The sequence below is a fragment of the Streptomyces achromogenes subsp. achromogenes genome (genome assembly GCF_000720835.1).
Taxonomy (GTDB): domain Bacteria; phylum Actinomycetota; class Actinomycetes; order Streptomycetales; family Streptomycetaceae; genus Streptomyces; species Streptomyces achromogenes.
This window is the reverse complement of the sequence record NZ_JODT01000006.1, coordinates 48,117-69,952: the sequence shown is the minus strand read 5'-3', so window position 1 is coordinate 69,952 and position 21,836 is coordinate 48,117. Positions and strand designations below refer to the sequence as shown.

20 protein-coding genes and 1 pseudogene are annotated in these 21,836 nt (G+C 74.5%); 12 read left to right on the top strand and 9 right to left on the bottom strand.

The window, feature by feature from the left end; genetic code table 11:
- Positions 1 to 108 precede the first annotated feature (108 nt).
- Entirely contained in the window at positions 109 to 519 is a 411-nt protein-coding gene (locus IH25_RS40570) for a hypothetical protein (RefSeq protein ID WP_030605262.1), read from the top strand.
- Here IH25_RS40570 and IH25_RS0107900 read toward each other — a convergent pair.
- A complete protein-coding gene (locus IH25_RS0107900) occupies positions 428 to 1,297 on the bottom strand; it encodes a DUF4184 family protein (RefSeq protein ID WP_030605259.1) in 870 nt (289 codons plus the stop codon). The two genes, IH25_RS40570 and IH25_RS0107900, sit on opposite strands and share 92 nt — an antisense overlap.
- 319 nt (positions 1,298 to 1,616) lie before the next feature.
- Between IH25_RS0107900 and IH25_RS0107895 the strand changes: the two genes are divergently transcribed.
- The gene (locus IH25_RS0107895; protein ID WP_030605256.1) at positions 1,617 to 3,389 is read left to right on the top strand and encodes a lytic transglycosylase domain-containing protein; all 1,773 of its coding nucleotides are present in this window, start codon (positions 1,617 to 1,619) and stop codon (positions 3,387 to 3,389) included.
- Between the two features lie 137 nt (positions 3,390 to 3,526).
- On the opposite strand, the gene hrpB is transcribed toward IH25_RS0107895, so the two are convergent.
- Both hrpB and IH25_RS0107885 read right to left on the bottom strand, forming a co-directional pair.
- Positions 3,527 to 6,040, bottom strand: a complete 2,514-nt coding sequence (gene hrpB, locus IH25_RS0107890) for an ATP-dependent helicase HrpB (protein WP_030605254.1) — start codon at positions 6,038 to 6,040, stop codon at positions 3,527 to 3,529.
- A gap of 145 nt (positions 6,041 to 6,185) precedes the next feature.
- Positions 6,186 to 7,022, bottom strand: a complete 837-nt coding sequence (locus IH25_RS0107885) for a class I SAM-dependent methyltransferase (protein WP_030605250.1) — start codon at positions 7,020 to 7,022, stop codon at positions 6,186 to 6,188.
- A 365-nt stretch (positions 7,023 to 7,387) separates the two neighbouring features.
- Here IH25_RS0107885 and rpsA point away from each other — a divergent pair, with 365 nt between their 5' ends.
- Entirely contained in the window at positions 7,388 to 8,884 is a 1,497-nt protein-coding gene (gene rpsA / locus IH25_RS0107880) for a 30S ribosomal protein S1 (RefSeq protein ID WP_030605249.1), read from the top strand.
- A 151-nt stretch (positions 8,885 to 9,035) separates the two neighbouring features.
- On the opposite strand, the gene IH25_RS0107875 is transcribed toward rpsA, so the two are convergent.
- Positions 9,036 to 9,998 carry a right-handed parallel beta-helix repeat-containing protein gene (locus IH25_RS0107875; protein WP_030605246.1) on the bottom strand — a complete coding sequence of 321 codons (963 nt, stop codon included), beginning with the start codon at positions 9,996 to 9,998 and terminating at the stop codon, positions 9,036 to 9,038.
- Positions 9,999 to 10,191: 193 nt separating this feature from the next.
- Here IH25_RS0107875 and IH25_RS0107870 point away from each other — a divergent pair, with 193 nt between their 5' ends.
- From IH25_RS0107870 to IH25_RS0107860, 3 genes are all read left to right on the top strand, one after another.
- The gene (locus IH25_RS0107870) at positions 10,192 to 11,130 is read left to right on the top strand and encodes a PAC2 family protein (RefSeq protein WP_030605243.1); all 939 of its coding nucleotides are present in this window, start codon (positions 10,192 to 10,194) and stop codon (positions 11,128 to 11,130) included.
- An 84-nt stretch (positions 11,131 to 11,214) separates the two neighbouring features.
- Positions 11,215 to 11,832: a dephospho-CoA kinase gene (coaE, locus tag IH25_RS0107865; RefSeq protein WP_030605241.1), complete on the top strand. Its 618-nt coding sequence runs from the start codon at positions 11,215 to 11,217 to the stop codon at positions 11,830 to 11,832.
- 49 nt (positions 11,833 to 11,881) lie between these two features.
- Positions 11,882 to 12,262 (top strand): tetratricopeptide repeat protein, encoded by a 381-nt coding sequence (locus IH25_RS0107860; RefSeq protein ID WP_030605237.1) that lies wholly within the window; start codon positions 11,882 to 11,884, stop codon positions 12,260 to 12,262.
- 64 nt (positions 12,263 to 12,326) lie between these two features.
- On the opposite strand, the gene IH25_RS0107855 is transcribed toward IH25_RS0107860, so the two are convergent.
- A complete protein-coding gene (locus tag IH25_RS0107855; protein WP_078844174.1) occupies positions 12,327 to 12,665 on the bottom strand; it encodes a DUF6343 family protein in 339 nt (112 codons plus the stop codon).
- Positions 12,666 to 12,869: 204 nt separating this feature from the next.
- Here IH25_RS0107855 and IH25_RS0107850 point away from each other — a divergent pair, with 204 nt between their 5' ends.
- Complete coding sequence (locus IH25_RS0107850; protein ID WP_037654583.1) at positions 12,870 to 13,550, top strand: class I SAM-dependent methyltransferase; 681 nt, start codon at positions 12,870 to 12,872, stop codon at positions 13,548 to 13,550.
- A 125-nt stretch (positions 13,551 to 13,675) separates the two neighbouring features.
- Here IH25_RS0107850 and IH25_RS0107845 read toward each other — a convergent pair whose 3' ends face one another.
- Positions 13,676 to 14,341, bottom strand: coding sequence for an RNA-binding S4 domain-containing protein (locus tag IH25_RS0107845; RefSeq protein ID WP_037654551.1), 666 nt, complete (start codon positions 14,339 to 14,341; stop codon positions 13,676 to 13,678).
- A gap of 154 nt (positions 14,342 to 14,495) precedes the next feature.
- Here IH25_RS0107845 and IH25_RS0107840 point away from each other — a divergent pair, with 154 nt between their 5' ends.
- Positions 14,496 to 15,191 (top strand): uracil-DNA glycosylase, encoded by a 696-nt coding sequence (locus tag IH25_RS0107840; protein ID WP_030605229.1) that lies wholly within the window; start codon positions 14,496 to 14,498, stop codon positions 15,189 to 15,191.
- A gap of 105 nt (positions 15,192 to 15,296) precedes the next feature.
- Here the strand turns inward: IH25_RS0107840 and IH25_RS42180 are convergent, their stop codons facing one another.
- Together IH25_RS42180 and IH25_RS43190 are read right to left on the bottom strand one after the other, a co-directional pair.
- On the bottom strand, positions 15,297 to 15,764 hold the full coding sequence (locus IH25_RS42180) for a GNAT family N-acetyltransferase (RefSeq protein ID WP_245172733.1): 468 nt from the start codon (positions 15,762 to 15,764) through the stop codon (positions 15,297 to 15,299).
- A 57-nt stretch (positions 15,765 to 15,821) separates the two neighbouring features.
- Positions 15,822 to 16,052: pseudogene (locus tag IH25_RS43190) on the bottom strand (RidA family protein); the annotation flags it as partial.
- A gap of 403 nt (positions 16,053 to 16,455) precedes the next feature.
- Here IH25_RS43190 and IH25_RS0107825 point away from each other — a divergent pair.
- From IH25_RS0107825 to IH25_RS41540, 4 genes are all read left to right on the top strand, one after another.
- Entirely contained in the window at positions 16,456 to 18,450 is a 1,995-nt protein-coding gene (locus tag IH25_RS0107825) for an FUSC family protein (RefSeq protein ID WP_245172727.1), read from the top strand.
- Positions 18,451 to 18,579: 129 nt separating this feature from the next.
- Positions 18,580 to 19,950 (top strand): amidohydrolase, encoded by a 1,371-nt coding sequence (locus tag IH25_RS0107820; RefSeq protein WP_030605212.1) that lies wholly within the window; start codon positions 18,580 to 18,582, stop codon positions 19,948 to 19,950.
- 132 nt (positions 19,951 to 20,082) lie between these two features.
- A complete protein-coding gene (locus IH25_RS0107815; RefSeq protein WP_030605210.1) occupies positions 20,083 to 20,727 on the top strand; it encodes a DUF899 domain-containing protein in 645 nt (214 codons plus the stop codon).
- 187 nt (positions 20,728 to 20,914) lie between these two features.
- Positions 20,915 to 21,091 (top strand): hypothetical protein, encoded by a 177-nt coding sequence (locus IH25_RS41540; protein ID WP_167346014.1) that lies wholly within the window; start codon positions 20,915 to 20,917, stop codon positions 21,089 to 21,091.
- A 182-nt stretch (positions 21,092 to 21,273) separates the two neighbouring features.
- Here the strand turns inward: IH25_RS41540 and IH25_RS0107805 are convergent, their stop codons facing one another.
- Positions 21,274 to 21,654 carry a hypothetical protein gene (locus IH25_RS0107805; RefSeq protein ID WP_209445288.1) on the bottom strand — a complete coding sequence of 127 codons (381 nt, stop codon included), beginning with the start codon at positions 21,652 to 21,654 and terminating at the stop codon, positions 21,274 to 21,276.
- Positions 21,655 to 21,836 lie beyond the last annotated feature (182 nt).

Sequence of the window (21,836 nt, the reverse complement as noted above, 5' to 3'; positions counted from 1 at the left end):
CGAAAACGACGCCCACCCCCACAACCCGGCCGAACCCCCGGAGGGCCCGTCACTCTCGTGGCCCCCGCCAAAACGCCCCCCACCGCCCGCAGCCGCAACACTGCGGGCATGGGTATACGCATGCTTCACCGCCGGACGCCCGAGGCAGCCGCCGGGGCCTGGGCGGGTGTCGCCTCGGCGCAGGCCGTGCCCGCCGCGCCGGTCCCGGCCCTCGCGGCCGACGCAAGCACCGCCCGCATCCCGGCCGACCTGGCCACGACCGTCCGCACCGTCACCAAGGGCCTGGGCCGCGGGCCGGCCGCCCGCCCCGCGCGCCTCCCCGACTGGCGCCAGTGGACCGACCTGGCCCGCGGCTATCTCGCCCTCGCGCTCGCCCTGCTCCCCAGAGCCCGCCCCCGGAACAAGCTCACGGTCTTCGTCGCCCCCCTCACCGGGCGACCCGCCGCCCCCGGCCCGCACCGACCACCCCGCCGTGGCCCCCACGACCCCCGTGATCAGCGGCCGGACGCCAGACCCTGACCGCCACGGCGTACACCAGCAGCCCCGGCACCAGCCCGGCGCCCACCCCGAAACACAGGGTGGGCACCAGCTCCCAGGGCCGCGTGCCCGTACCGCCCCGCTCCCACCAGTGGGCCGTCCGCTGCACCGCCCCCGCCAGCGCGCAGCCCCCGATCACCGCGAGCGCCCACCACCGGTCCCGTACGGACAGCACCGGCACCCCCACGGGCACCCCGCCGGGCAGCCGTCGCAGCGCCCGGACCACGAACACCACGATCAGTACGGCGCCCACCGCCGACGACCCGTACTGCAGCCAGGTGTACAGCGGCACGCCCGCCGGACGGTCCCGTCCGATGGCCGGAATCAGCCGCGTACCCCACCGGTCGTGATGGGTGAACGCGTCCCACACCACATGGGTCAGCGCGCCGAGCACCGCGGAGGCGTACCAGCGGCCCACCGTCCCGCCCCGCACGCGCGCGCGGGGCGCCCCGCAGCGCAGCAGGGCGGCCGGCCGCCCCTGCCACGCCCGCGGCAGCAGCGCGAGCAACGGCTCCCGGACCAGCAGCCACAGCCCCGCGAGCGCCCAGGCGAGGAGCGCATCGACCGTGACGACTCCGGCGAACGCGTGCGTGACCGAGCCGGACTCCATGCCGCCCGGCAGGAAATCGGCCGCGTAGTAGGGCAGATCGGGCGCGCAGGAACCCGTCACGAGCACCGTGGGTACCAGCCGGGCCCGCCCGCCCCCGTCCCGGCGGACCGCGGGCAGCACGGCCGCCGCATGGCTGAGCGTGAACGGCAACAGAGCCTCCTGAGCGTACGACGGCCCGTACGGGACCGCCGGTGACCGGATCCGGCCAGTATCCGGGACGCCGCTCCAAGGCCGCGCGAGACAACCGGGGTTGGCCAAACGGTGAACTTCGGGCATCAACGCGTGCCGGCCCACGGCAAGTTGTCGTAGGGTCACCAGGGTCCCCCTGCCGCGCGCACGGTGGCACACTCGGCGCTCGGACGCAATGACGGCACAGGGGCAACCAGAGCACCGGGTCAACCGTCACACCAGAGCGAGGCAGGCGAAGACGGAGACGGACGCGCGGGCGTCCACGGGAGGGGTTCACTCTATGGCGGCGCATTTCGGCAGGCGACTGCGCAAGGGGGCGGCGAGCACCGCCGTGGCCGCGGCGGCGGTCGCGGCTCTCTCCGCGTCCCAGGCTCCGGGAGTGGCCGGCGAGGACAACAGACCCGCGACGGCCGAAGCCACGAACTCCGTACCGGACGGCACCGGCGGCGCCACCGGCAACTCGCCGTACTACACGGACCTTCCGCCGCTGAAGAGCCCCGCGCCCAGTCCCTCGGCCCCCGTCGGCACACCCGTCTCCCGGGGCGACGCGGAGGCGGGCATCCCGGCGACGGTCCTCGACGCCTACCAGAAGGCCGCGGCCGAACTGCGCACCTCCAAGCCCGGCTGCAACATGCCCTGGCAGCTGCTGGCCGCCATCGGCAACGTCGAGTCCGGGCAGGCCCGCGGCGGACAGGTCGACGCCGACGGCACCACTCTGCACCGCATCCTCGGCCCGCAGCTCGACGGCAACGGCTTCGCGCTCATACCGGACACCGACGGCGGCGCGTACGACGGCAACAGCAGCTACGACCAGGCCGTCGGGCCCATGCAGTTCATCCCGTCCACCTGGGCCTGGGCCGGCCGCGACGGCAACGGCGACGGCGAGAAGGACCCCAACAACATCTACGACGCCGCGCTCGCCGCGGGCCACTACCTGTGCCGCAACGACTGGGACCTGTCCCGCGAGGCCGACCTGCACAGCGCGATCCTCAGCTACAACAACTCGCAGGACTACCTCGCCCTGGTCCTGAACTGGATGGAGTACTACCGCAAGGGCACCCACACCATCCCCGACGGCACCGGTGGCGTCCCGGAGCACCGCAGCGACCAGGGCACCCACAGCATCCCGTCCCCGTCCCCGCGCCCGACCCAGCCGCCCACGACCAAGCCGGCTCCGAAGCCCCACACACCCGGCGACGGCGACGGCGGCAACGAGACGCCCAGCCCCAAGCCCCCCACCCCGAAGCCGCCCGTCCCGCCGACGCCCACGCCCACGCCCCCGGGGACGCCCACCGACCTCGTGGACCACCTGACGGGCACGGGCACCGGAAAGCTCACCGCCATGGCCGGCGACGCCTTCACCGAGCGGATCGGGGTGCGCGCCGAGACCAAGGTCGGCAAGTCCGTCGCCAAGGTCAGGATCAGGTTCACGCTCACCGGCGACACCGACGCCACCTTCGCCGGCGGCGAGACCGTCGCGACGGTCGCCACCGACGCCAAGGGCGTCGCGCTCGCCCCGCCGCTCCAGGCCGGGGAGAAGACGGGCGCCTTCAAGGTCACCGCGGCCGTGGTGGGCCGCCAGGTCAAGGGCGTCGACTACACCGCGACCGTCACCGAGCGCGTCGCCGACGCCCTGGCCCGCACCAGCACCACGCCGCTGACCTGCACCGCGGGCGGCGAGTTCGCCCAGCAGGTGCAGCTGAAGGCGACGTACCGGGGCGCCGCGGCGGACAAGGTCGCGGCCACCGCCACCGTGGTCAAGTCCCTCCTCGACGCCACGGCGAACGACAAGGGCCCCTACTTCAAGGACGCCGACGGAAAGCCCGTACGCACCCTCACCGGCCTCCGGACGGACGCGAAGGGCCTGCTCACGCTGCCCAAGCTGTACGCCGACGACACCGCCGGCACCTTCCTGCTCCGCGTCACCACCGCGGGCGGCGCGACGGTGACCGTACCGCTGACGGTGGAAGCCGCCGGTTCCCCGGCCGTCCCCACGCCGGACCCGTCCACCTCCTCGGGCAGCCCCGCCCCGGATCCGTCCGCCTCCTCCTGAGGCCGCGCGGCACACCACCGGGGCGCCCTCCCCGCTCACCGGGGAGGGCGCCCTCGTCCGTGCCCGCGCCGCTGTTTCTCGTCTCACCCGCGCGTTGCCACGGCCGGCACCCGCCCGGCCCGGGGAGCCCGCGCCGGTCAGCGCCTGAGCCGCGCGTTGGTGTACCGGGTGGGCTCGGCGGTCGCCGGGTCCTCGGGCCACGGGTGCTTGGGGTACCGGCCGCGCAGTTCCGCCCGCACGGCCCGGTAACCGTCCGCCCAGAAGGAGGCGAGATCGGCCGTGACGGCGGCGGGCCGCCCGGCGGGGGAGAGCAGGTGCACCAGCAGCGGCACACCCGCCACGGCCGGCGTCTCCCGCAGCCCGAACAGCTCCTGGAGCTTCACGGCGAGCACCGGCCGCTCCGGATCCCGGTAGTCGATCCGGATCCGGGACCCGCTCGGTACGGTGATCCGCTCGGGCGCCAGCTCCTCCAGCCGGGCCGCCTCCCCGCCCGCCCACGGCAGCAGCCGGGCCAGCGCCTGCCCCGCGTCGATCCGGGCGAGATCGGCCCGCCGCCGGGCCCGGCCCAGCTCCGGCTCCAGCCACTCGTCCACGCGCGCGTGCAGCGCGTCGTCCGACACGTCCGGCCAGGGCTCCCCGAGGTGCGCCCGCAGGAACGCCAGCCGCTGCCGCAGCCCCAGCGCCTCCGGCGACCAGCGCAGCAGCCCGAACCCCTCCTCCCGGAGCCCGTCGAGCAGGGCGGCGCGTACGAGGGCCGGTCCGGCGTCCTTCAGGGGGCATACGGCCAGCTCGATCGCCCCCAGCCGCTCGACGTGCCGGGCCACGACATCCCCGCCGGCCCAGCACACCTCGTCCCGCTCACCGAGCAGCGCCCCGGCGGCGGCCCGCGCCACGTCCTCGTCGACGGCCGCGCCGAGCCGCACGCGCGCGTGCCCCCTGCCCGCGGGCCGGTCGGCGACGGCGACGACGATCCACGGAGCCCCCCGCAGCCCCGACCCCTCGGCCAGTTCGACCCGGGTCCCGGACGCCATGAGGTACGACCCCCCGTCGAGCCTGGCCACCCGCTCGGGAAACGCGAGCGCGGCGACCAGCCCGGCGAGCCGGTCGTCGCCGGCACCCGGAGGGACCCGGACGGCCCCGTCCCGCGCGGGCGGGCGCGCGGACCCGGCCGAGACGGCGCGCAGCCGCCGTACCTCCGCCGCCCACCGCGCGCCGTAGGCGTCACCGCCGGCCCGGGCCCGCCGCAGCGCGCCCGCCAGGTCGTCGCCGTACTCCCGCGGCACCTCCTCGGAGAGCAGCGCGACCACCGCGGCCCCGTCCCCGCCCGTGTCCAGCAGCGCCCGCCCCAGCCGGGGGTGCACCCCCAGCCGGGCCAGCCGCGTGCCGGTCCGTGTGGCCCGCCCGGCACCGTCCACCGCCCCGACCGCCGTCAGCGCGGAGCGGGCCGCCGCCATCGCCCCGCCCGGCGGCGGATCCAGCAGCGCCAGCCCGGAGGCGTCCGGATCGCCCCAGCAGGCCGCCTGAAGGGCGAACGAGGTCAGATCGGCCACCTTGATCTCCGGCGCCGGGAAAGCCGGCAGCCGGCCGTCCTCGGCCTGAGCCCAGCACCGGTACACCACCCCCGGCGCCTCACGCCCGGCCCGGCCCGCCCGCTGCCGCCCGGCCGCCCGCGACGCCCGCACGGTGGTCAGCCCGCTCAGCCCGCGCGCGTGATCCACCCGCGGCTCCCGGGCCAGCCCCGAGTCGACCACCACCCGCACCCCGGGCACGGTCAGCGACGACTCGGCCACGGACGTCGCCAGCACCACCCGGCGCCGCTCCCCGGCCGACAGCACCGCCTCCTGCACCGCCGCCGGAGCCCGCCCGTGCACCTGGAGCACCTCCACCCCGCCGAGCTCCCCGAGCAGCCCCGCCACCCGCGCGATCTCGCCCACGCCGGGCAGGAAGCACAGCACGTCCCCGTCCCGCTCGGCCAGCGCCCGCCGCACCACCGACGCCACATGCGCCGGCAGCGCCGGATCCACCCGCATCCCGTGCGGCGGCCGCAGCGGACGGGCCGGCGGCGCCCACACCACCTCCACCGGATGCGCCACCCCCGCCGCCTCCACCACCGGCGCCCCGCCGAGCAGCCGTGACCACCCCTCGGCGTCCGTGGTCGCCGACGCGGCCACCAGCCGCAGCTCCGGCCGCAGCGCCTGCCGCACGTCCCACAGGAACGCGGCCACCGTGTCGGCGTCCAGATGCCGCTCGTGGCACTCGTCCAGGACCACCACGTCCACCCCGGCCAGCTCCTGGTCGCGCTGGAGCCGCTGGAGCAGGACGCCGGTCGTCACGACCTCCACGCGCGTGTGCCGCCCCACCGCGCGCTCGCCGCGCACCGTGAAGCCGACGCTCTCACCCGGCCGCTCGCCCAGCAGCCACGCCATGCGCCGGGCCGCCGCCCGCGCCGCGATCCGCCGCGGCTCGGCCACCACCACCCGCCGCGCCGGACCGTCCCCCACCAGCCCCGCGAGCACGAGCGGCACCAGCGTCGTCTTGCCGGTGCCGGGCGGGGCCACCAGGACGGCGGTCCCCTCACCCTCCAGGGCGTCGGTCAGGGCGGGCAGGGCGGAGCGCACGGGCAGCGCGTCCAGAGCGTCGTAACGGATCACGTCCCCAGTGTCGTACGACGGGAAAACGGCCCCCCACGCGCGCGTGCGCCCTCGTGATCACACTGGGTGATCGCGTGGGCACACGCGGACGGTTTTCGGACGGCTTCGGTCCCGCCCGGAAGGCTTCGGTCCCGCCCGGACCGCTTCAGTCCCGTTCGCACACGAAGATCGCCGTGCCCGGGATCAGGCTCCCGCGCAGGGGCGACCAGCCGCCCCACTCCGAGGTGTTCCACGTCGGCCACTCCGGCTCCACCAGGTCCACCAGCCGGAAGCCGGACGCCACGATGTCCCGCACCCGGTCGCCCAGCGTCCGGTGATGCTCCACGTACACCGCGCGGCCCTGCTCGTCCTGCTCCACGTAGGGCGTGCGGTCGAAGTAGGACGCGGACACCGACAGGCCCTCGGGGCCCGGCTCGTCCGGGAACGCCCAGCGGATCGGATGCGTCACCGAGAACACGAACCGCCCGCCCGGCCGCAGCACCCGGTACACCTCGCGCAGCACCAGCCGCGGGTCGGCCACGAACGGCAGCGCCCCGTACGCGGAGCACGCCAGGTCGAAGGCGCCGTCCGCGAAGGGCAGCGCGCCGGCGTCGGCGCAGACCAGCGGGAAGGCCCCGCCGATCCGCAGCGCGTGCTGGAGCTGGCGGTGCGAGAGGTCCAGGGCCACCGGCCGCGCGCCCCGGGCGGCCAGCCAGCGCGCGCACTGCGCCGCGCCCGCGCCGATCTCCAGGACGTCCTTGCCCTTCAGCTCCTCCGGCCGGCCGAGCAGCCCGGCCTCCATCTCGTCCAGGCCCTCCGGGCCCCACACGAAGCGGTCGTCGCCGAGGAAGGTGCCGTGCTCGGTCTGGTACTCGTCCGCGTTCCGGTCCCACCAGCCCCGATTGGCCCGCGTGCTTTCCGTGACGTCCGCGTCACGCCGGGTGGCCTCCGGCTCGAACCCTTCGGACCGCTGGGGGTCGTGCGTTTCCGGCTCTTGGATGATCGGCTCCCTCGTCGTACTCTTCCGTCCAGCCCGCCGGAAGGGCCGAATGGGAGGGTTCCCACGGGCCCGTGCGGCCTGTCGACGCGTTTTCTCCGCCGGATATGCGGCGATCCGCCCCGGGTGTCCACTGTCGCGCATTGACCCTGCCCGGCTGCCCCCGTATGCTACAAGTTGCGCTGCGGGCCTGCGCACCTCAGACGTAGCAGGCTGCGCTCGCATCTGTTGTATGTCCCCTCGGTTGTCGAGGCGCCATCGCCAGTAATGGGGAGGCGCTTCCTTGGCTGTCCGGCTTCTGCAGAGCGAAACGGGCTCCCGGCGTAAGCAGTACCTACGACTTCAATGTCCGTACCGGAGCCCTTTCCCACATGACGAGCAGCACCGAGACCACCGCCACCACCCCGCAGGTAGCGGTCAACGACATCGGTAACGAGGAAGCATTCCTCGCAGCGATCGACGAGACGATCAAGTACTTCAACGACGGCGACATCGTCGACGGCGTCATCGTGAAGGTCGACCGGGACGAGGTCCTGCTCGACATCGGTTACAAGACCGAAGGTGTCATCCCGAGCCGCGAGCTCTCGATCAAGCACGACGTCGACCCGAACGAGGTCGTGGCCGTCGGCGACGAGATCGAGGCCCTGGTCCTCCAGAAGGAGGACAAGGAAGGCCGCCTGATCCTCTCGAAGAAGCGCGCCCAGTACGAGCGTGCCTGGGGCACCATCGAGAAGATCAAGGAAGAGGACGGCATCGTCACCGGTACCGTCATCGAGGTCGTCAAGGGTGGTCTCATCCTCGACATCGGCCTCCGTGGCTTCCTGCCGGCCTCCCTGGTCGAGATGCGCCGTGTCCGCGACCTCCAGCCGTACGTCGGCAAGGAGCTCGAGGCCAAGATCATCGAGCTGGACAAGAACCGCAACAACGTGGTCCTGTCCCGCCGTGCCTGGCTGGAGCAGACCCAGTCCGAGGTCCGCCAGACGTTCCTCACGACCCTCCAGAAGGGTCAGGTCCGTTCCGGTGTGGTCTCCTCGATCGTCAACTTCGGTGCCTTCGTGGACCTGGGTGGCGTCGACGGTCTGGTCCACGTCTCCGAGCTGTCCTGGAAGCACATCGACCACCCGTCCGAGGTTGTCGAGGTCGGCCAGGAGGTCACCGTCGAGGTCCTCGACGTCGACATGGACCGCGAGCGCGTCTCCCTGTCGCTGAAGGCGACCCAGGAAGACCCGTGGCAGCAGTTCGCCCGCACCCACCAGATCGGCCAGGTCGTGCCCGGCAAGGTCACGAAGCTGGTGCCGTTCGGTGCGTTCGTCCGCGTGGACGAGGGCATCGAGGGTCTGGTCCACATCTCCGAGCTGGCCGAGCGCCACGTGGAGATCCCGGAGCAGGTCGTCCAGGTCAACGACGAGATCTTCGTCAAGGTCATCGACATCGACCTCGAGCGTCGCCGCATCAGCCTCTCGCTGAAGCAGGCCAACGAGGCCTTCGGCGCCGACCCGTCGGTCGTCGAGTTCGACCCGACCCTGTACGGCATGGCCGCGTCCTACGACGACCAGGGCAACTACATCTACCCCGAGGGCTTCGACCCGGAGACCAACGACTGGCTGCCGGGCTACGAGAAGCAGCGCGAGGAGTGGGAGCGCCAGTACGCCGAGGCGCAGTCCCGCTTCGAGCAGCACCAGCAGCAGGTCATCAAGTCCCGCGAGGCGGACGCCCAGGCCGCTGCCGAGGGTGGCGACGCCGCCGGTGCCGCTCCGGCCGCGGGTGGCGGTTCGTACTCCTCCGAGGGTGCGGACACCTCCGGTGCGCTGGCCTCGGACGAGGCGCTGGCCGCGCTGCGCGAGAAGCTGGCCGGAGGCCAGAGCTGAGCGCAGCCGCTGAGGCTTAGCCGATAGTTCGCTGAGGGGCCGTACCTTTCGAGGTGCGGCCCTTCAGGGTTTTCCGGTGGTGCGGGGGGCTGGTGCGGTCGGGACTCGGCCGCGGGTCCGTCGTGGCTCGTCACGCAGTTCCGCGCGCTCCTCAGGGAGTGACCGGGATGTTCGTCAGGCCCTTGCCGTCCGTGACGGTGTTGCTGGCGTAGACCGTGGCCGGGCAGGTGGCGCTGTGGTGGGTGACGTCGATCGCCAGGCGGGTCGGGCCGGTCGCGCCCGTCAGAGTCGACTTGTTGCCCTGGAAGACCGTGCCGCAGCCCCAGCCGGGCTGCTGGGTGTGGGTCTGGTAGCCGTCATTGGTGGTGGCGGTGCCGGTGTTGTCCTGGACGAGGACGTCGTTGCCCTTCACGTCGACCCAGGAGTCGTCGTAGTTGGCGCCGGTCAGGCCACTGCCGTCGAAGGTGTTGCCGATGATCCGCGCACCGGTCGTGCCCTCCTTGATGTCGACGTTCTCGCCGCCCACGTCCGGGCCGATCGTGTTGTTCAGGATCCGCACGCGGTCGCTCCGGTCGGACAGCGTGTTCGCGGTGCCCACGTACACGCCCTCGCCCATGCCCCGGCCGTCGTTCCCGGTGTCGTAGATCCTCGAGTTCTCGATCACGCCGTCCGCGCTGGAGGCGCGGAAGTGCACGCCTTCCATGTCCAGGCCGTGCACCGTGACACCGTCCAGGACGACACCCCTGGCCGCGTCGACCATGATCCCCTTCTGCCCGCCGGTCACGGTCAGGCCGCTGACCGTCCAGTACGAGGCACCGTTCAGGTGCAGCCCGTAGCCGCCGCCGGCGGTGAGTACGGCGCCCGGGGAGCCGGTCAGGGTGATGCGGGCGGCGGCCGTGGCCGGGGTGGTCACCTTGAAGTTGCCGGTGTAGGTGCCGTCCGCCAGGTGGATCGTGTCCCCGGGCCGGGCGGCGGCGAGCGCGGTCTTCAGCTGGGCGGCGGTCGTGACCTCGATGGTGCCGGCGGCCGAGGCGGCTCCGGTGGCGGACAGGGCCGGGCCGCCGGTGGCGAGGGCGGTGGCGAGCAGGGCGGTGAGCGGCGTGCGTATGCGCATCGGAGTGCCTTCCCGTCTTTCCCCCACATGAACGGCGATCGTCACCGTGAACTCGACGCCCGTGAAGGTACGGACCATGTGACAGGCCGTCAAGGCGTCGTTCCGCAGGAGATCCCCGACGAGCGGCGCGTGGCGGGAATTCCGCTGTTCCGGGCCGCGTTGTCCATGACGAACACGAGGAGGAGCGGTCACAGTGCTTGATCCGCAGGGTTTGTACGCATGGGAGCCGAAGGGCCTCGCCGTGGTGGACATGGCGCTCGCCCAGGAGTCGGCCGGCCTTGTCATGCTCTACCACTTCGACGGATACATCGACGCGGGCGAGACCGGCGACCAGATCGTCGACCGGCTGCTCGACTCACTGCCCCACCAGGTCGTGGCCCGGTTCGACCACGACCGGCTCGTGGACTACCGGGCCCGCCGACCCCTGCTGACCTTCCAGCGGGACCGCTGGACCGGCTACGAGACCCCGGCCATCGAGGTCCACCTCGTCCAGGACACCACCGGCGCCCCCTTCCTGCTGCTGTCCGGTCCCGAACCGGACGTGGAGTGGGAGCGGTTCGCGGCGGCGGTGCGGCAGATCGTGGAACGGCTCGGCGTGCGCCTGTCCGTGAACTTCCACGGCATCCCCATGGGCGTCCCGCACACCCGCCCGGTGGGCCTGACCCCGCACGGCAACCGCACCGACCTCGTCCCCGGCCACCGCAGCCCCTTCGACGAGGCGCAGGTGCCCGGCAGCGCCGAATCCCTGGTCGAGTACCGCCTCATGGAGGCCGGCCACGACGTCCTGGGCGTCGCCGCGCACGTCCCGCACTACATCGCCCGCTCCCCGTACCCGGACGCCGCCCTGACCGTCCTGGAGGCCGTCACGGCCGCCACCGGCCTGGTGCTGCCCGGCGTGGCCCACGCGCTGCGCACGGACGCCCACCGCACCCAGACCGAGATCGACCGGCAGATCCGGGAGGGCGACGAGGAACTGACCGCGCTCGTCCAGGGGCTGGAGCACCAGTACGACGCGGCGGCGGGCGCCGAGACCCGGGGCAACATGCTGGCCGAGCCCGTGGAGATCCCGTCGGCCGACGAGATCGGGCGGGAGTTCGAGAAGTTCCTGGCGGAGCGGGAGGGCGACAACTGAGGCGAGGACACGGGCGGCGGGGACGCGGGCGCCGGCCGGCACCTGCCGCACCGGCCTCCCGGCCGGGCGTCTAGGCTTCCGCTCATGCTGACAGTGGGCCTGACCGGCGGGATCGGCGCCGGCAAGAGCGAGGTGTCGCGGCTGCTCGTGGAGCACGGGGCCGTCCTGATCGACTCGGACCGCATCGCCCGCGAGGTCGTGGCGCCCGGCACCCCCGGCCTCGCCGCCGTGGTCGACGCCTTCGGCCCGGACGTCCTCGCCGCCGACGGCGGCCTCGACCGGCCCCGGCTCGGCTCCATCGTGTTCGCCGACCCGGAGAAGCTCGCCGTCCTCAACTCGATCGTGCACCCGCTGGTGCGGGACCGTTCCCGCGAACTGGAGAGCGCCGTGCCCGAGGACGCCGTGGTGGTCCACGACGTCCCCCTGCTCACCGAGAACGGTCTCGCACCGCTCTACGACGTCGTCATCGTCGTGGACGCGAGCCCCGGCACCCAGCTCGACCGGCTGGTACGGCTGCGCGGGATGACCGAGGAGGACGCACGCGCGCGGATGGCCGCGCAGGCGACGCGCGAGCAGCGCCGGGAGATCGCGGACATCGTCATCGACAACGACGTGCCCCTGGACGCCCTGCGCGAGCGGGTCGCCGAAGTGTGGGACGGCCTCGCCCGCCGGGCGCGGCAGGGGAGCGCCGGCGCGGAATAGCCGACCGCTTCGGGGCGTTGAACCGCCGGAGCAAGGGAAGGACTCAGCCGTGCCCGAGACCAGCGGTTCCACCGGACGCACTCCGGAAACGCATGTCATCGACTTCCGTGCCGCCGAGCAACTGCTCAACGCGCGGGACCCGCGGGGCGCGGTGAAGCTGCTCGACTCGGTCATCGCCGCGCACCCCGAGAACACGGCGGCCCGGCTGCTGCGCGCGCGTGCCTTCTTCGCCGCGGCACAACTGCGCCCCGCCGAGCTGGAGTTCACCATCGTGCTGGAACGCGAGCCGGACAACGCGTTCGCGCACTTCGCCCTGGCCCGCACCTACGAACGCCAGGGCCGTCCCGACCAGGCCAAGCGGCACTTCCGGCTGGCCGCCGCGCTGGACCCCAACCCGCAGTACCTGAAGGCGGCGCGCTTCGACGACTGACGCCCGGATGCCACCGACAGCGCGCGCCCGGCCGGTCCGGACAGGGAGTGCCCGTCGTGCTCGCTCAGGGGTGCCGCGGGCCCGGCCACCCGCGATACGGCCGCCGGCCCGGAGGGCGGTGCCCCGGCGGGGGCGGGTACGGTGGTCCGTCCTCCGGCGGCTGGTACGGCGGTACGTCACGGCCCGGCTGGTAGTGCGGTCCCTGCCGGATGTGCCGCAGGACCACGGCCAGGTCGACGGTGGTCACCAGCCACAGCGCCGCGCACGCCGCCGCCCACCCGGGCCGCCCGGCCAGCGCGAACGCCACCGTGCCGAGGGCCGTCCAGGCCAGCCCCCACACGCTCAGCCAGAACCGCGCCCGCAGGGCACTGCGCGCGGTCGCCGGTTCACTGCCCGTACGCATCGGACCATCACTCCTCCTTGCAACGTACTCTTCGATTCCGATCCGCACCAACGCCCGGCCCGGCCCCGGATCCGCGGCGCGGGGACCCGGACGCATCGGGCACGGATGGTTCCCGTTCCGGCCTGAATAACTCGAAAGAGTGAATCGGAGGAGAGGGGGAACGGGCGTACGGGCGTGGGCCGTTGTCCGGGTATGAAGATCGAGATGCGTGAGGGATACGAGGGCACGGGGCCGGGGGCGATCACCCCGGACGGATGCGCGGTCGAGCTCTACGCACGGCTGCCGGTGGGGGACGAGCCGGACGTCATCGCCGCCGCGGTACCGGCCGGGGCGCACATCCTGGAGCTGGGCAGCGGGGTCGGCCGGGTGACCCATCCGCTGCTGGAACGCGGCTTCACGGTCACGGCCGTGGACGAGTCCGCCGACATGCTGGCCCGGGTCCGCGGGGCGCGCACGATATGCGGTCCCATCGAGACCCTCGACCTGGGCGAGACGTTCGACGTGGTGATGCTCGGGTCGTTCCTGGTGCACGCCGGTGACGAGGAGGTGCGCAGGGGCCTGCTGCGCACCTGTGCCCGGCATGTGGCGGAGGGCGGCTGTGTGCTCATCCAGCGGGAGGGCGCGGACTACCACACGAAGGTGCCCAGGGAGCGGGTCGACCCGAGCGGCTTCACCGTCCGGATCACCTCGGTGGAGCCGGCCGGCGAGGGCGTGCACTCGGTCCACGCGGAGTACGTGTTCCCGGACGCGGTCTGGACCCAGACCTTCCTGTCCAGGCCCCTGACGAAGGAGCGGTTCGAGTCGGCGCTGGCGGAGGCGGGACTGCGGGTCGACAGGTATCTGACCCCGGACGGGGTATGGGTGAGGGCCGTGCCGGTGGGATGAGCGGGGGCCGCGCGGGTCTTGGGCGGTCGCCCGGGCGGGCCGACGACAGGGGGGCGGGGCAGGCGGCCGGGCCTGCCGGCTCACCTGCCGTGCGGGGGACCGCCGGGGCCGCCGGGGCCGTCGGGTCAGTCGCCCGTGGCGGAGCCGCGGTGTCCGCCACGGCCGCCCGGACCGCCGGTGCCTTTGCGGCCGCCCGTGCCCGAGCCGCCCGTGCCGGTCGGGCCGACGCGGCCGGTGGAGGGGCCGGGGCCGGCGAAACCGGTGGGGGTGCCGAGGGCCAGGCCGCGGAGGCGTTCGAGTTCGCGGCGGTCGCGCTTGGTGGGGCGGCCGGCGCCCCGGTCGCGGAGGGCGACGGGGACGACGGCCTCGCGGGGCGGGGGCGGAGGGGAGTTGTCGATGTAGCACTGCGCGGCCACGGGCGCCCCGACCCGCTTGCGGATCAGGCGCTTGACGATCACGACCCGCTCCCGGCCCTCGTGCCGCAGCCGTACCTCGTCACCGACGCGCAAGGAGTAGGCGGGCTTCACCCGCTCGCCGTTCACGCGCACATGCCCGCCCCGGCAGGCGGTGGCGCCGAGGGAGCGGGTCTTGATCAGACGGACGGCCCAGATCCAGCTGTCGACGCGGACGGTCTCGCCGCCCGCGGGCGCGGCGGCCTCGGCCGCGGCCACCGCGGCGGCGATCTTGGGGTCGAGCGGCTGTGCGGCGGGGGCGGAGCCCGCCCCGACCGGCCCGCCCGTCCCCTCGCCGGTCCCACGGTCCACGTTCTCGTCCGCATCCTCGGAAGCCATGTCCCGACCTTAACGCGCACCGGCCGCCGAGCCGGAGGCGTTTTCCCGGCGCTCACCCGGGCACCCACGCACCCCGGCCCCCACGCACCCCGGCCCACCTCGCCGCCCCGCCTCCGCCTCACCCCGCCACCCGCCCCCGACTTACGGTGACCGTATGGACAACACCAGCGCCCTCGCCCGGCTGGACCGGCGCGTCGCCGGGTGCCGGGCCTGCCCCCGGCTGGTCGAGTGGCGGGAGGAGGTGGCCCGTACGAAACGGGCCGCGTTCGCCGACTGGACGTACTGGGGGCGGCCGGTGCCCGGCTTCGGCCCCGCCGACGCCCGGCTGGTGATCATCGGGCTCGCCCCGGCCGCGCACGGCGGCAACCGCACCGGCCGCATGTTCACCGGAGACCGTTCCGGAGACGTGCTCTACCAGGCGCTGTACGACGTGGGGCTCGCCTCCCAGCCCACCTCCGTCAGCGCGGACGACGGGCTGGAGCTGTACGGCGTGCGGGTCACGGCGCCGGTGCACTGCGCGCCGCCCGCCAACAAGCCGACCCCGGGGGAGCGCGACACCTGCCGCCCCTGGCTGGTCCAGGAGCTGACGCTGCTCCGGCCGACGCTGAAGGCCGCCGTCGTCCTCGGTGCCTTCGGCTGGCAGGCCGCGCTGCCCGCGTTCGCGGCGGCCGGCTGGACGGTGCCCCGCCCCCGCCCGGCCTTCGGTCACGGCGCCCGGGTCGCGCTGGACGGCCTTGACCTCTTCGGCTGCTTCCACGTCAGCCAGCGCAACACCTTCACCGGCCGGCTCACCGCCGAGATGCTGCGGGAGGTCCTGCGTACGGCGGCGGACGCGGCAGGGCTGCCGTGAGGAGCCGATACGGCCGCGCTCGGCCCTCCTCGTCGGGCGTTCCACGGCACCCGGTCCGTCAGGGAGGAGGGTTCAGGGGCGTCGGTCGTAACCGTCAGGGACGGTTCAGGGGCGCCAGTCGTAACGTACGTCCGGTTCGCGCTCCTCGTTGCGGCTGCCGTCGGTGAACGCCACGGCGGTGAAGCCGTGCCGCTCGTAGAAGCGGTGGGCGGGCTTGTTCACCTGGAACGTCCACAGGGTCAGCCCGCCCGGGCTGCGCTCCTTGGCCAGCGCGACGAACCGGTCCCCGATGCCCCGGCCCCGCCACTCGGGGTCCAGGTACAGCTGGTCCAGCGCCTCCCCGTCCAGCACCATCAGACCGACCACCCCGGCGCCGGGCGCCTCCGCCACCCAGGTCTCCCGGGCCGGCACCACGACCTCACGGAAGTAGTCCCGGACCTCGTCGTCGGTGTGCGGGCGGACGACGGTCGGCAGCGCGGCGGCGAAGGACCGCAGATAGACGTCGGCGACGGCACCGGCGTCGGCCGCCACGGCACGGCGCAGCACGACCGGGTCCGCCGCCGGCTCCGGCACCACGGCGGTGGCCGTGATCTCCACGAGCTGGCCGGGATAGCCGAGGCAGGACACACCGAGCAGCGTGGACGAGTGCGGGCCCGTGCTCAGCCCCGAGGACTCCACGACCCGCCACACCGCGGACAGCGCGGCGGTGTCGTCGCCGACCACGTACACGTCCGTCGCCAGCACGTGCTCCAGATCGCTGCCGACGGCCCGCAGCTGCTCGCGCAGGTTCGCGATCACCTGCTCGGCCTGGCGCACGGGATCCCCCGGCCCCACCAGCTCCCCGTCGGCGGTCAGCGGCACCGACCCGGCGAGGAACGCGAGCTTCGTGCCCGCCTCCACGACCGAGGCGTGGGAGTAGGCGGGCGGAGGGAACAGGGCGGGGACGGTCACACGCCGGATCACGGAAGCGGCTCCTACGGGGGGTGGCGGACAGATGCCCGATGATCCGGCCCGGCGGCCTCGCCCGCATCCGAATTAACGACGCCCAGGAGGCCGTGGGGAGCGTCGTCGACGAAGGGGAGGAGGCCCTGCGGGCATTGCGTTCGGCATTGCGTTCATAAAGAAAACGGCCGCCCCGGCAGGTTTCACACGGGCGAAACGTGAGCGTTCCGTTCGCGTGGGGAACGCGATCTACCGTGGAACCACCTCCACCGGCCACCGTCGTCCGAAGGCCCACCCCCGCCCTCGAATGAACAGGAGCCCCGTGTCCCGGCCCGCCGTGCCCGCCGTACCCCCCTGGCTCGCCCACGCGTTCCGCGCCCAGCGCGAACCCGTCCCCTGGAACGCGGTGTGCCGGGGCGCCCTCGCCGCCGGGCCGTCGCTGCTCGCCGGGATGCTCCTCGGCCGGACGGCCCTCGGGGTGCTCGCCGCCATCGGCGCCATGCTCGCCGGCATCAACGACCGGCCGGGCGGCCGGCGGGCCTCCGTGCGCCGGCTCGGCGTCCCCGCGTCGGCCGGAGCGGCCGGGCTGCTCGTGGGGACGTACGCCGGGCAGGGGCTGTCCGCCGTGCCGCTGACCCTGGTGCTCACCGCGCTGGGTCTGGCCGCCGGCGGCATCAGCGCCGTCGGGCCCGTCGCCTCCGCCGCCGGCACCCAGCTGCTGGTCGCCGCGGCGGTCGGCGCCGGGACGCCCGCGGCCGACCCCGGCTGGCAGCGCGCCCTCGCCTTCCTCGCCGGGGCCGGCTGGCTGCTCGTGCTGCGGCTCGTCCTGCCCACCCCCGGGTCGCTCGCCGGGGACTTCCGGTTCGACGGGGAGCGGGCCGCGGTCGCCGGCGTGTACGACGCGATCGCCGCGCTGGTCGAGGCCGCGGGCGGCCCGCACGCCACCGCCCGGCGGGCCGCGCTGACCGCCGCGCTCGACCACGCCCAGGACACCCTCGCCGGACCCCGGCTGCGCGGACACGCCGCCTCCGCCGCCGAACGCCGGCTGCACGCGCGGTTCGCCGCGGCGCTGCCCCTCGCCGAGGCCGCCACCGCCCTGTGCTGGGCCGGGGAGCCGGTGCCGGCGCGGGCGGCGCGCGGACCCCGGCGGCTCGCCGCGGCCGTCCGCGCCGACACCGGCCCCGGCCCGCTGCCCGCCCCGCACCTGCCGCCCGCCCGGCTCCGCGCACCCGAGGCACCCTCCGTGCTCCCCGCCCTGCGCGCCCTGGACGACGCCCTGCTGGGCGCCGCCGAGGCCTTCGACCGGGGCGACGGCGCCCACCGCGGGCTGCCCGTCCGGCGCCGGGGGCCGCGCCGGGCGCTGCGGGCCGCGCTCGGCGCCGGCGGGCGCGAGTACGGTCTGCGCGTCGCCCTCTGCTTCGGCGCCAGCGCGGCCATCGCCCAGGCCCTGCACCACGCCCGCTGGTACGGGCCGCACCCGCACTGGTACTGGCTGCCCGCCACCGCCGTCTTCCTCGTCAAGCCCGACCTCGGCCCGCTCGCCTCCCGGGTGCTGTGCCGGGCCGCCGGCACCGTCCTCGGCGCCCTGGTCTTCGCCGGGCTCGCCGCGCTGCTGCCCCACCCGGCCGGACTGATCGCGCTGGTGGCGGTGTGCGGCGCGCTCATACCGGTCGCCACCCGGCACTTCGCGGCGCTCACCGCCGTCGTGACCGTCCTCGTCCTCGCCCTGGTCATGGCCGGCGGCGAACCGCAGGCCTCGGCCGGCCGGATCGGCGAGACCCTGCTGGCCTGCGCGCTCGTGCTGGTCGTGGGACACCTGCCGATGCCCAGGGAACGGGGCGGCGGGGTACGCGACCGGCTCGCGGTGGCCGGAGGCGCGGCCCACGCCTACCTGCTGCACGTCCTCGGCCCGCCCGGTCACGAGCCCGCCGCCGGGTCCGGTGACCACGCCGAGCACCGGGTGCCGCCCGGGGAGCCCGGTGACCGTGCCGAGCGGTGGACGAAGGGCGGGGGCCCTGGTGACCGTGCCGAACGGTGGGCGTTGCGCCGGGAGGCCTACCGGACCCTCGCCGAAGCCCGGACCGCCATCTCGCACGCCGCCGCCGAACTGCCCGCCCTGGCCCGGCACACGGAGGGCACGGACGCCGTCGCCGAGGCACTGGAACGGCTCGTGGACACCACCACGGCCTGCGCCGTGCACCTCGACGACACCGGGCGGCTCACCCCCCGGCACCTCCGGCGGCTGCGCGAGGCACTGGCGGAGCTGGAACGGCTGGAGCGACGGGGCGTACGGGTACCGCTGCCCGTCGCGGCGTAGCCGGTACCGAGCCGCCGTACCCGCACCGAGCCGCCGTAGCCCTGCGGTCGTAGCCGTACCGGCCGCCCGCGGTCGTAGTCGTACCGGAGCACCCCGCACCGCCCGGCGAAAGGGCCGTACGTTGGTCGTATGAGTGTCGTGGGGAACCCGGGCGGCTCTTCCGCCGACCTCGTCATCACCGGCTGCGCCGCCCTGGTGCACGACGACGCGGAGCGGATCGGATTCCGCGAGGACGCCGCGATCGTCGTCCGTGACGGGACGATCGAAGCGGTCACCACGGCCGCCGCCGCCCGGGACGTGCCGGCCGGCACGCGGATCGAGGCGTACGGGCAGGTCGCGCTGCCCGGTCTGGTCAACTGCCATACGCACGCCCCGATGGTGGCCCTGCGGGGGCTCGCCGAGGACCTGCCGACGGCGGAGTGGTTCAACGACGTCGTCTGGCCCGTCGAGACCAACCTCACCGAGCGGGACGTGGCACTGGGGGCGCGACTGGCCTGCGCGGAGATGATCCGGGGCGGGGTGACCTGCTTCGCCGACCACTACTTCCACATGGACACGGTCGCCGACGTCGTCGCCGAGTGCGGGCTGCGCGCCCACCTCGGGCAGGTCTACTTCTCCGGCCAGGGGCCCCGGGGCCGGGAAGCGTCGCTGGAGTTCGCGCTCCGCCGGCGCGGCGCCGCCGACGGCCGCGTCACCACCGCCCTCGCCCCGCACGCCCCCTACACCGTCACCGACGCCGACCTCACCGTCACCGCCGGGCTCGCCCGCGCGCACGGCCTGCCCGTCCACATCCACGCCGCCGAGAACCGCGACCAGACCGAGACCAGCCTGGCCCGGCACGGCCGCACCCCCATCGAGATCCTGGACCGCGCCGGCCTGCTGGACACCGACCTGCTCATCGCCCACGGCACCGGCATCCTGGAGCGGGACCTGCCGCTGCTGGAACGCACCGGCGGGCGTACGGCGGTGGCCACCGCGCCCCGCGGCTATCTGAAGTTCGCCTGGCCGACGACCACGCCGGTGCGGGCCCTGCGCGCGGCCGGCGTCCCCGTGGGCCTCGCCACGGACGGCGCCGCCTCCAACAACTCCCTCGACGTGTGGGAGGCGATGGCGCTGACCTCCCTGATCCAGAAGTCCGCCGAGGGCGACCCGCGCTGGCTGACCGCCCGTCAGGCCCTGCACCACGCCACCTCGCAAAGCGCCCGCGCGGTCGGCCTCGGGGACCGGATCGGCTCCCTCGCGCCCGGCCGGCGCGCCGACATCGTCCTCGTCGACCTCACCGGCCCGCACACCCAGCCGGTCCACGACCTCGCCGCGACCCTGGTGCACAGCGCCCGCGCGGCCGACGTCCGCACGACGATCGTCGACGGCCGCGTCCTGATGCGGGACCGCGTACTGCTCACCCTCGACGTGGAAGACGTCGTACGGGAGTTGACGCGGCGGCTGCCCGGGCTGACCGCGCGCGGCCACGGCCGGCGCGTCCAGGAGTACGACACCTGAGCCCGCCGCCGGGCGGAACGCGGGTGGCGGGGGAGCCCGGTGAGACTGGCCGAAAAACTCCCCCTTCGCGGCGATGAGTTCCGCGCGCGCCGACGGTCACCACCCCGGACGGACCGTCGGACAGGAGGACCCATGTCGTTTCCGGAGATCGTCTCGCGTGAGCGGTGGCGCGCGGCGCGCGAGGAGTTGCGGCGCAAGGAGGAGGCGGTCAGGCGGGCGCGCGAGGCCCTGGACGCCGAGCGCCGGAGGCTGCCCATGGTCGAGGTCGACCCGGACTACGTCTTCGAGGGCGGCGACGGCAAGGCCACCCTCCTGGACCTCTTCGAGGGCCGGGCCCAGCTCGTCGTGCACCACTTCATGTTCGCGCCGGAGTGGGAGACCGGCTGCCCGTGCTGCGCGGCCTTCCTGGACCAGGTCGGTCACCTCGCCCATCTGCGCGCCCGGAACACCTCCTTCGCGGCCGTCTCCCGGGCACCGTTCACCCGGATCCTGCCGTTCAAGGCGCGGATGGGCTGGGCGGTGCCCTGGTACTCCTCGGCGGACAGCGACTTCAACCGCGACTTCGAGGCGACCGTGGAGGCGGACGGCGAACTGGTCGAACGCGCGGGCGTCAGCTGCTTCCTGCGCGACCACGACCGGGTCTTCCACACCTACTCGCTGTACGACGACGGGCTGGACGTACTGGGCACCACCGCGGCCCTGCTCGACCTGACCGCGCTCGGCCGCACCCCGGCCGGCAGCGACCGGCTGCGGCTGCACGACGAGTACGACTACTGATACATGCGGCCGATACGATCAGTACGACCGGCTATACGGAGTGTGCGGTTCGTGTCACCCCGGTGAACGGATCCTCACGGTCCGCGCCGAACCGGTGTCGGCAAGGTCTCAGTACCGTCACCGGGCGAGGCGTTTTCCCCCTCCAGGGCGTTGACTCCCTACACGTACGACGCTTCTGGAGGTCGAGATGGTGAACGGGCGAAGGGTGCTCGAACGCTTTCCCGCCGGTGGTCCCCGCGGCTCCTGGCCCGCGGAGGAGTTCGCGCACGCCCGACGGATGGAGGGCCTGCCCGCCGAGGTCGTCATGGACCTCGCGACGGACGCCTTCCTGGTGATCGTCCGCGGCGGCGAGCCGGCCGAGTGAGCCGGCGGGGCAGGGCATGAGAGACGTACGAGGGTGGGAGGAGGCGTACGGGGGCGCCGGGGTGCCGGGGCGTTGACGGGGTGTGCGCGGCGTACGAGGGCGTACGGGGCGGGTGAGGTGCGGAGGCAGCGCGTGCAGGGGGGCGTGCGCTGCGTAGGGGGGTGTACGTGGGGCGTGCGGGGTTACGCCGACGCGGCCCGTGACCAGTCCGGAGCCGTCCCCGTCACCCGGCACAGGGCCAGGTACAGCGGGATCGGCGGGGTGTACGGGACCGTGCCCGCCGGGCGGTGGATCAGCCGGGCGGTGCCGGTGACCAGGGCGCCCGTGGTGTAGCGGGCCGGTGACGGCCAGGGCAGGGCGTAGTCGGAGTCCGACGGCACGATCCACCACCACTGGGAGCCGTCGGTGTACACGCAGCCCACCCTCGGCAGCCAGGGCACGACGAGGGGGCCCAGGTGGTCGGGCACGGCCACGGCGTCCCAGCCGAGCGGCGCGGTCATGCCGTCCGGCAGCGACAGCGGCCGGCCGGCGTCCTGCTCCGGGGCCGCCCGCCGGCGTTGCATCCGCACGAGCGTGTCCAGGCCGAAGGCGCTGTCGGCGCCGGCGCCGGCACCCGCAGGGGACCCGGCACGGGCAAGGGGTCCGGCACAGTCAGAGGAGTCGGCACCGGCAGGGGAGTCGGCCCCGGCACCGGTCGCGGCGCTCCCGGTCCCGGTCCCGGCGTCACCGGTCCGCCCGGCGCCGG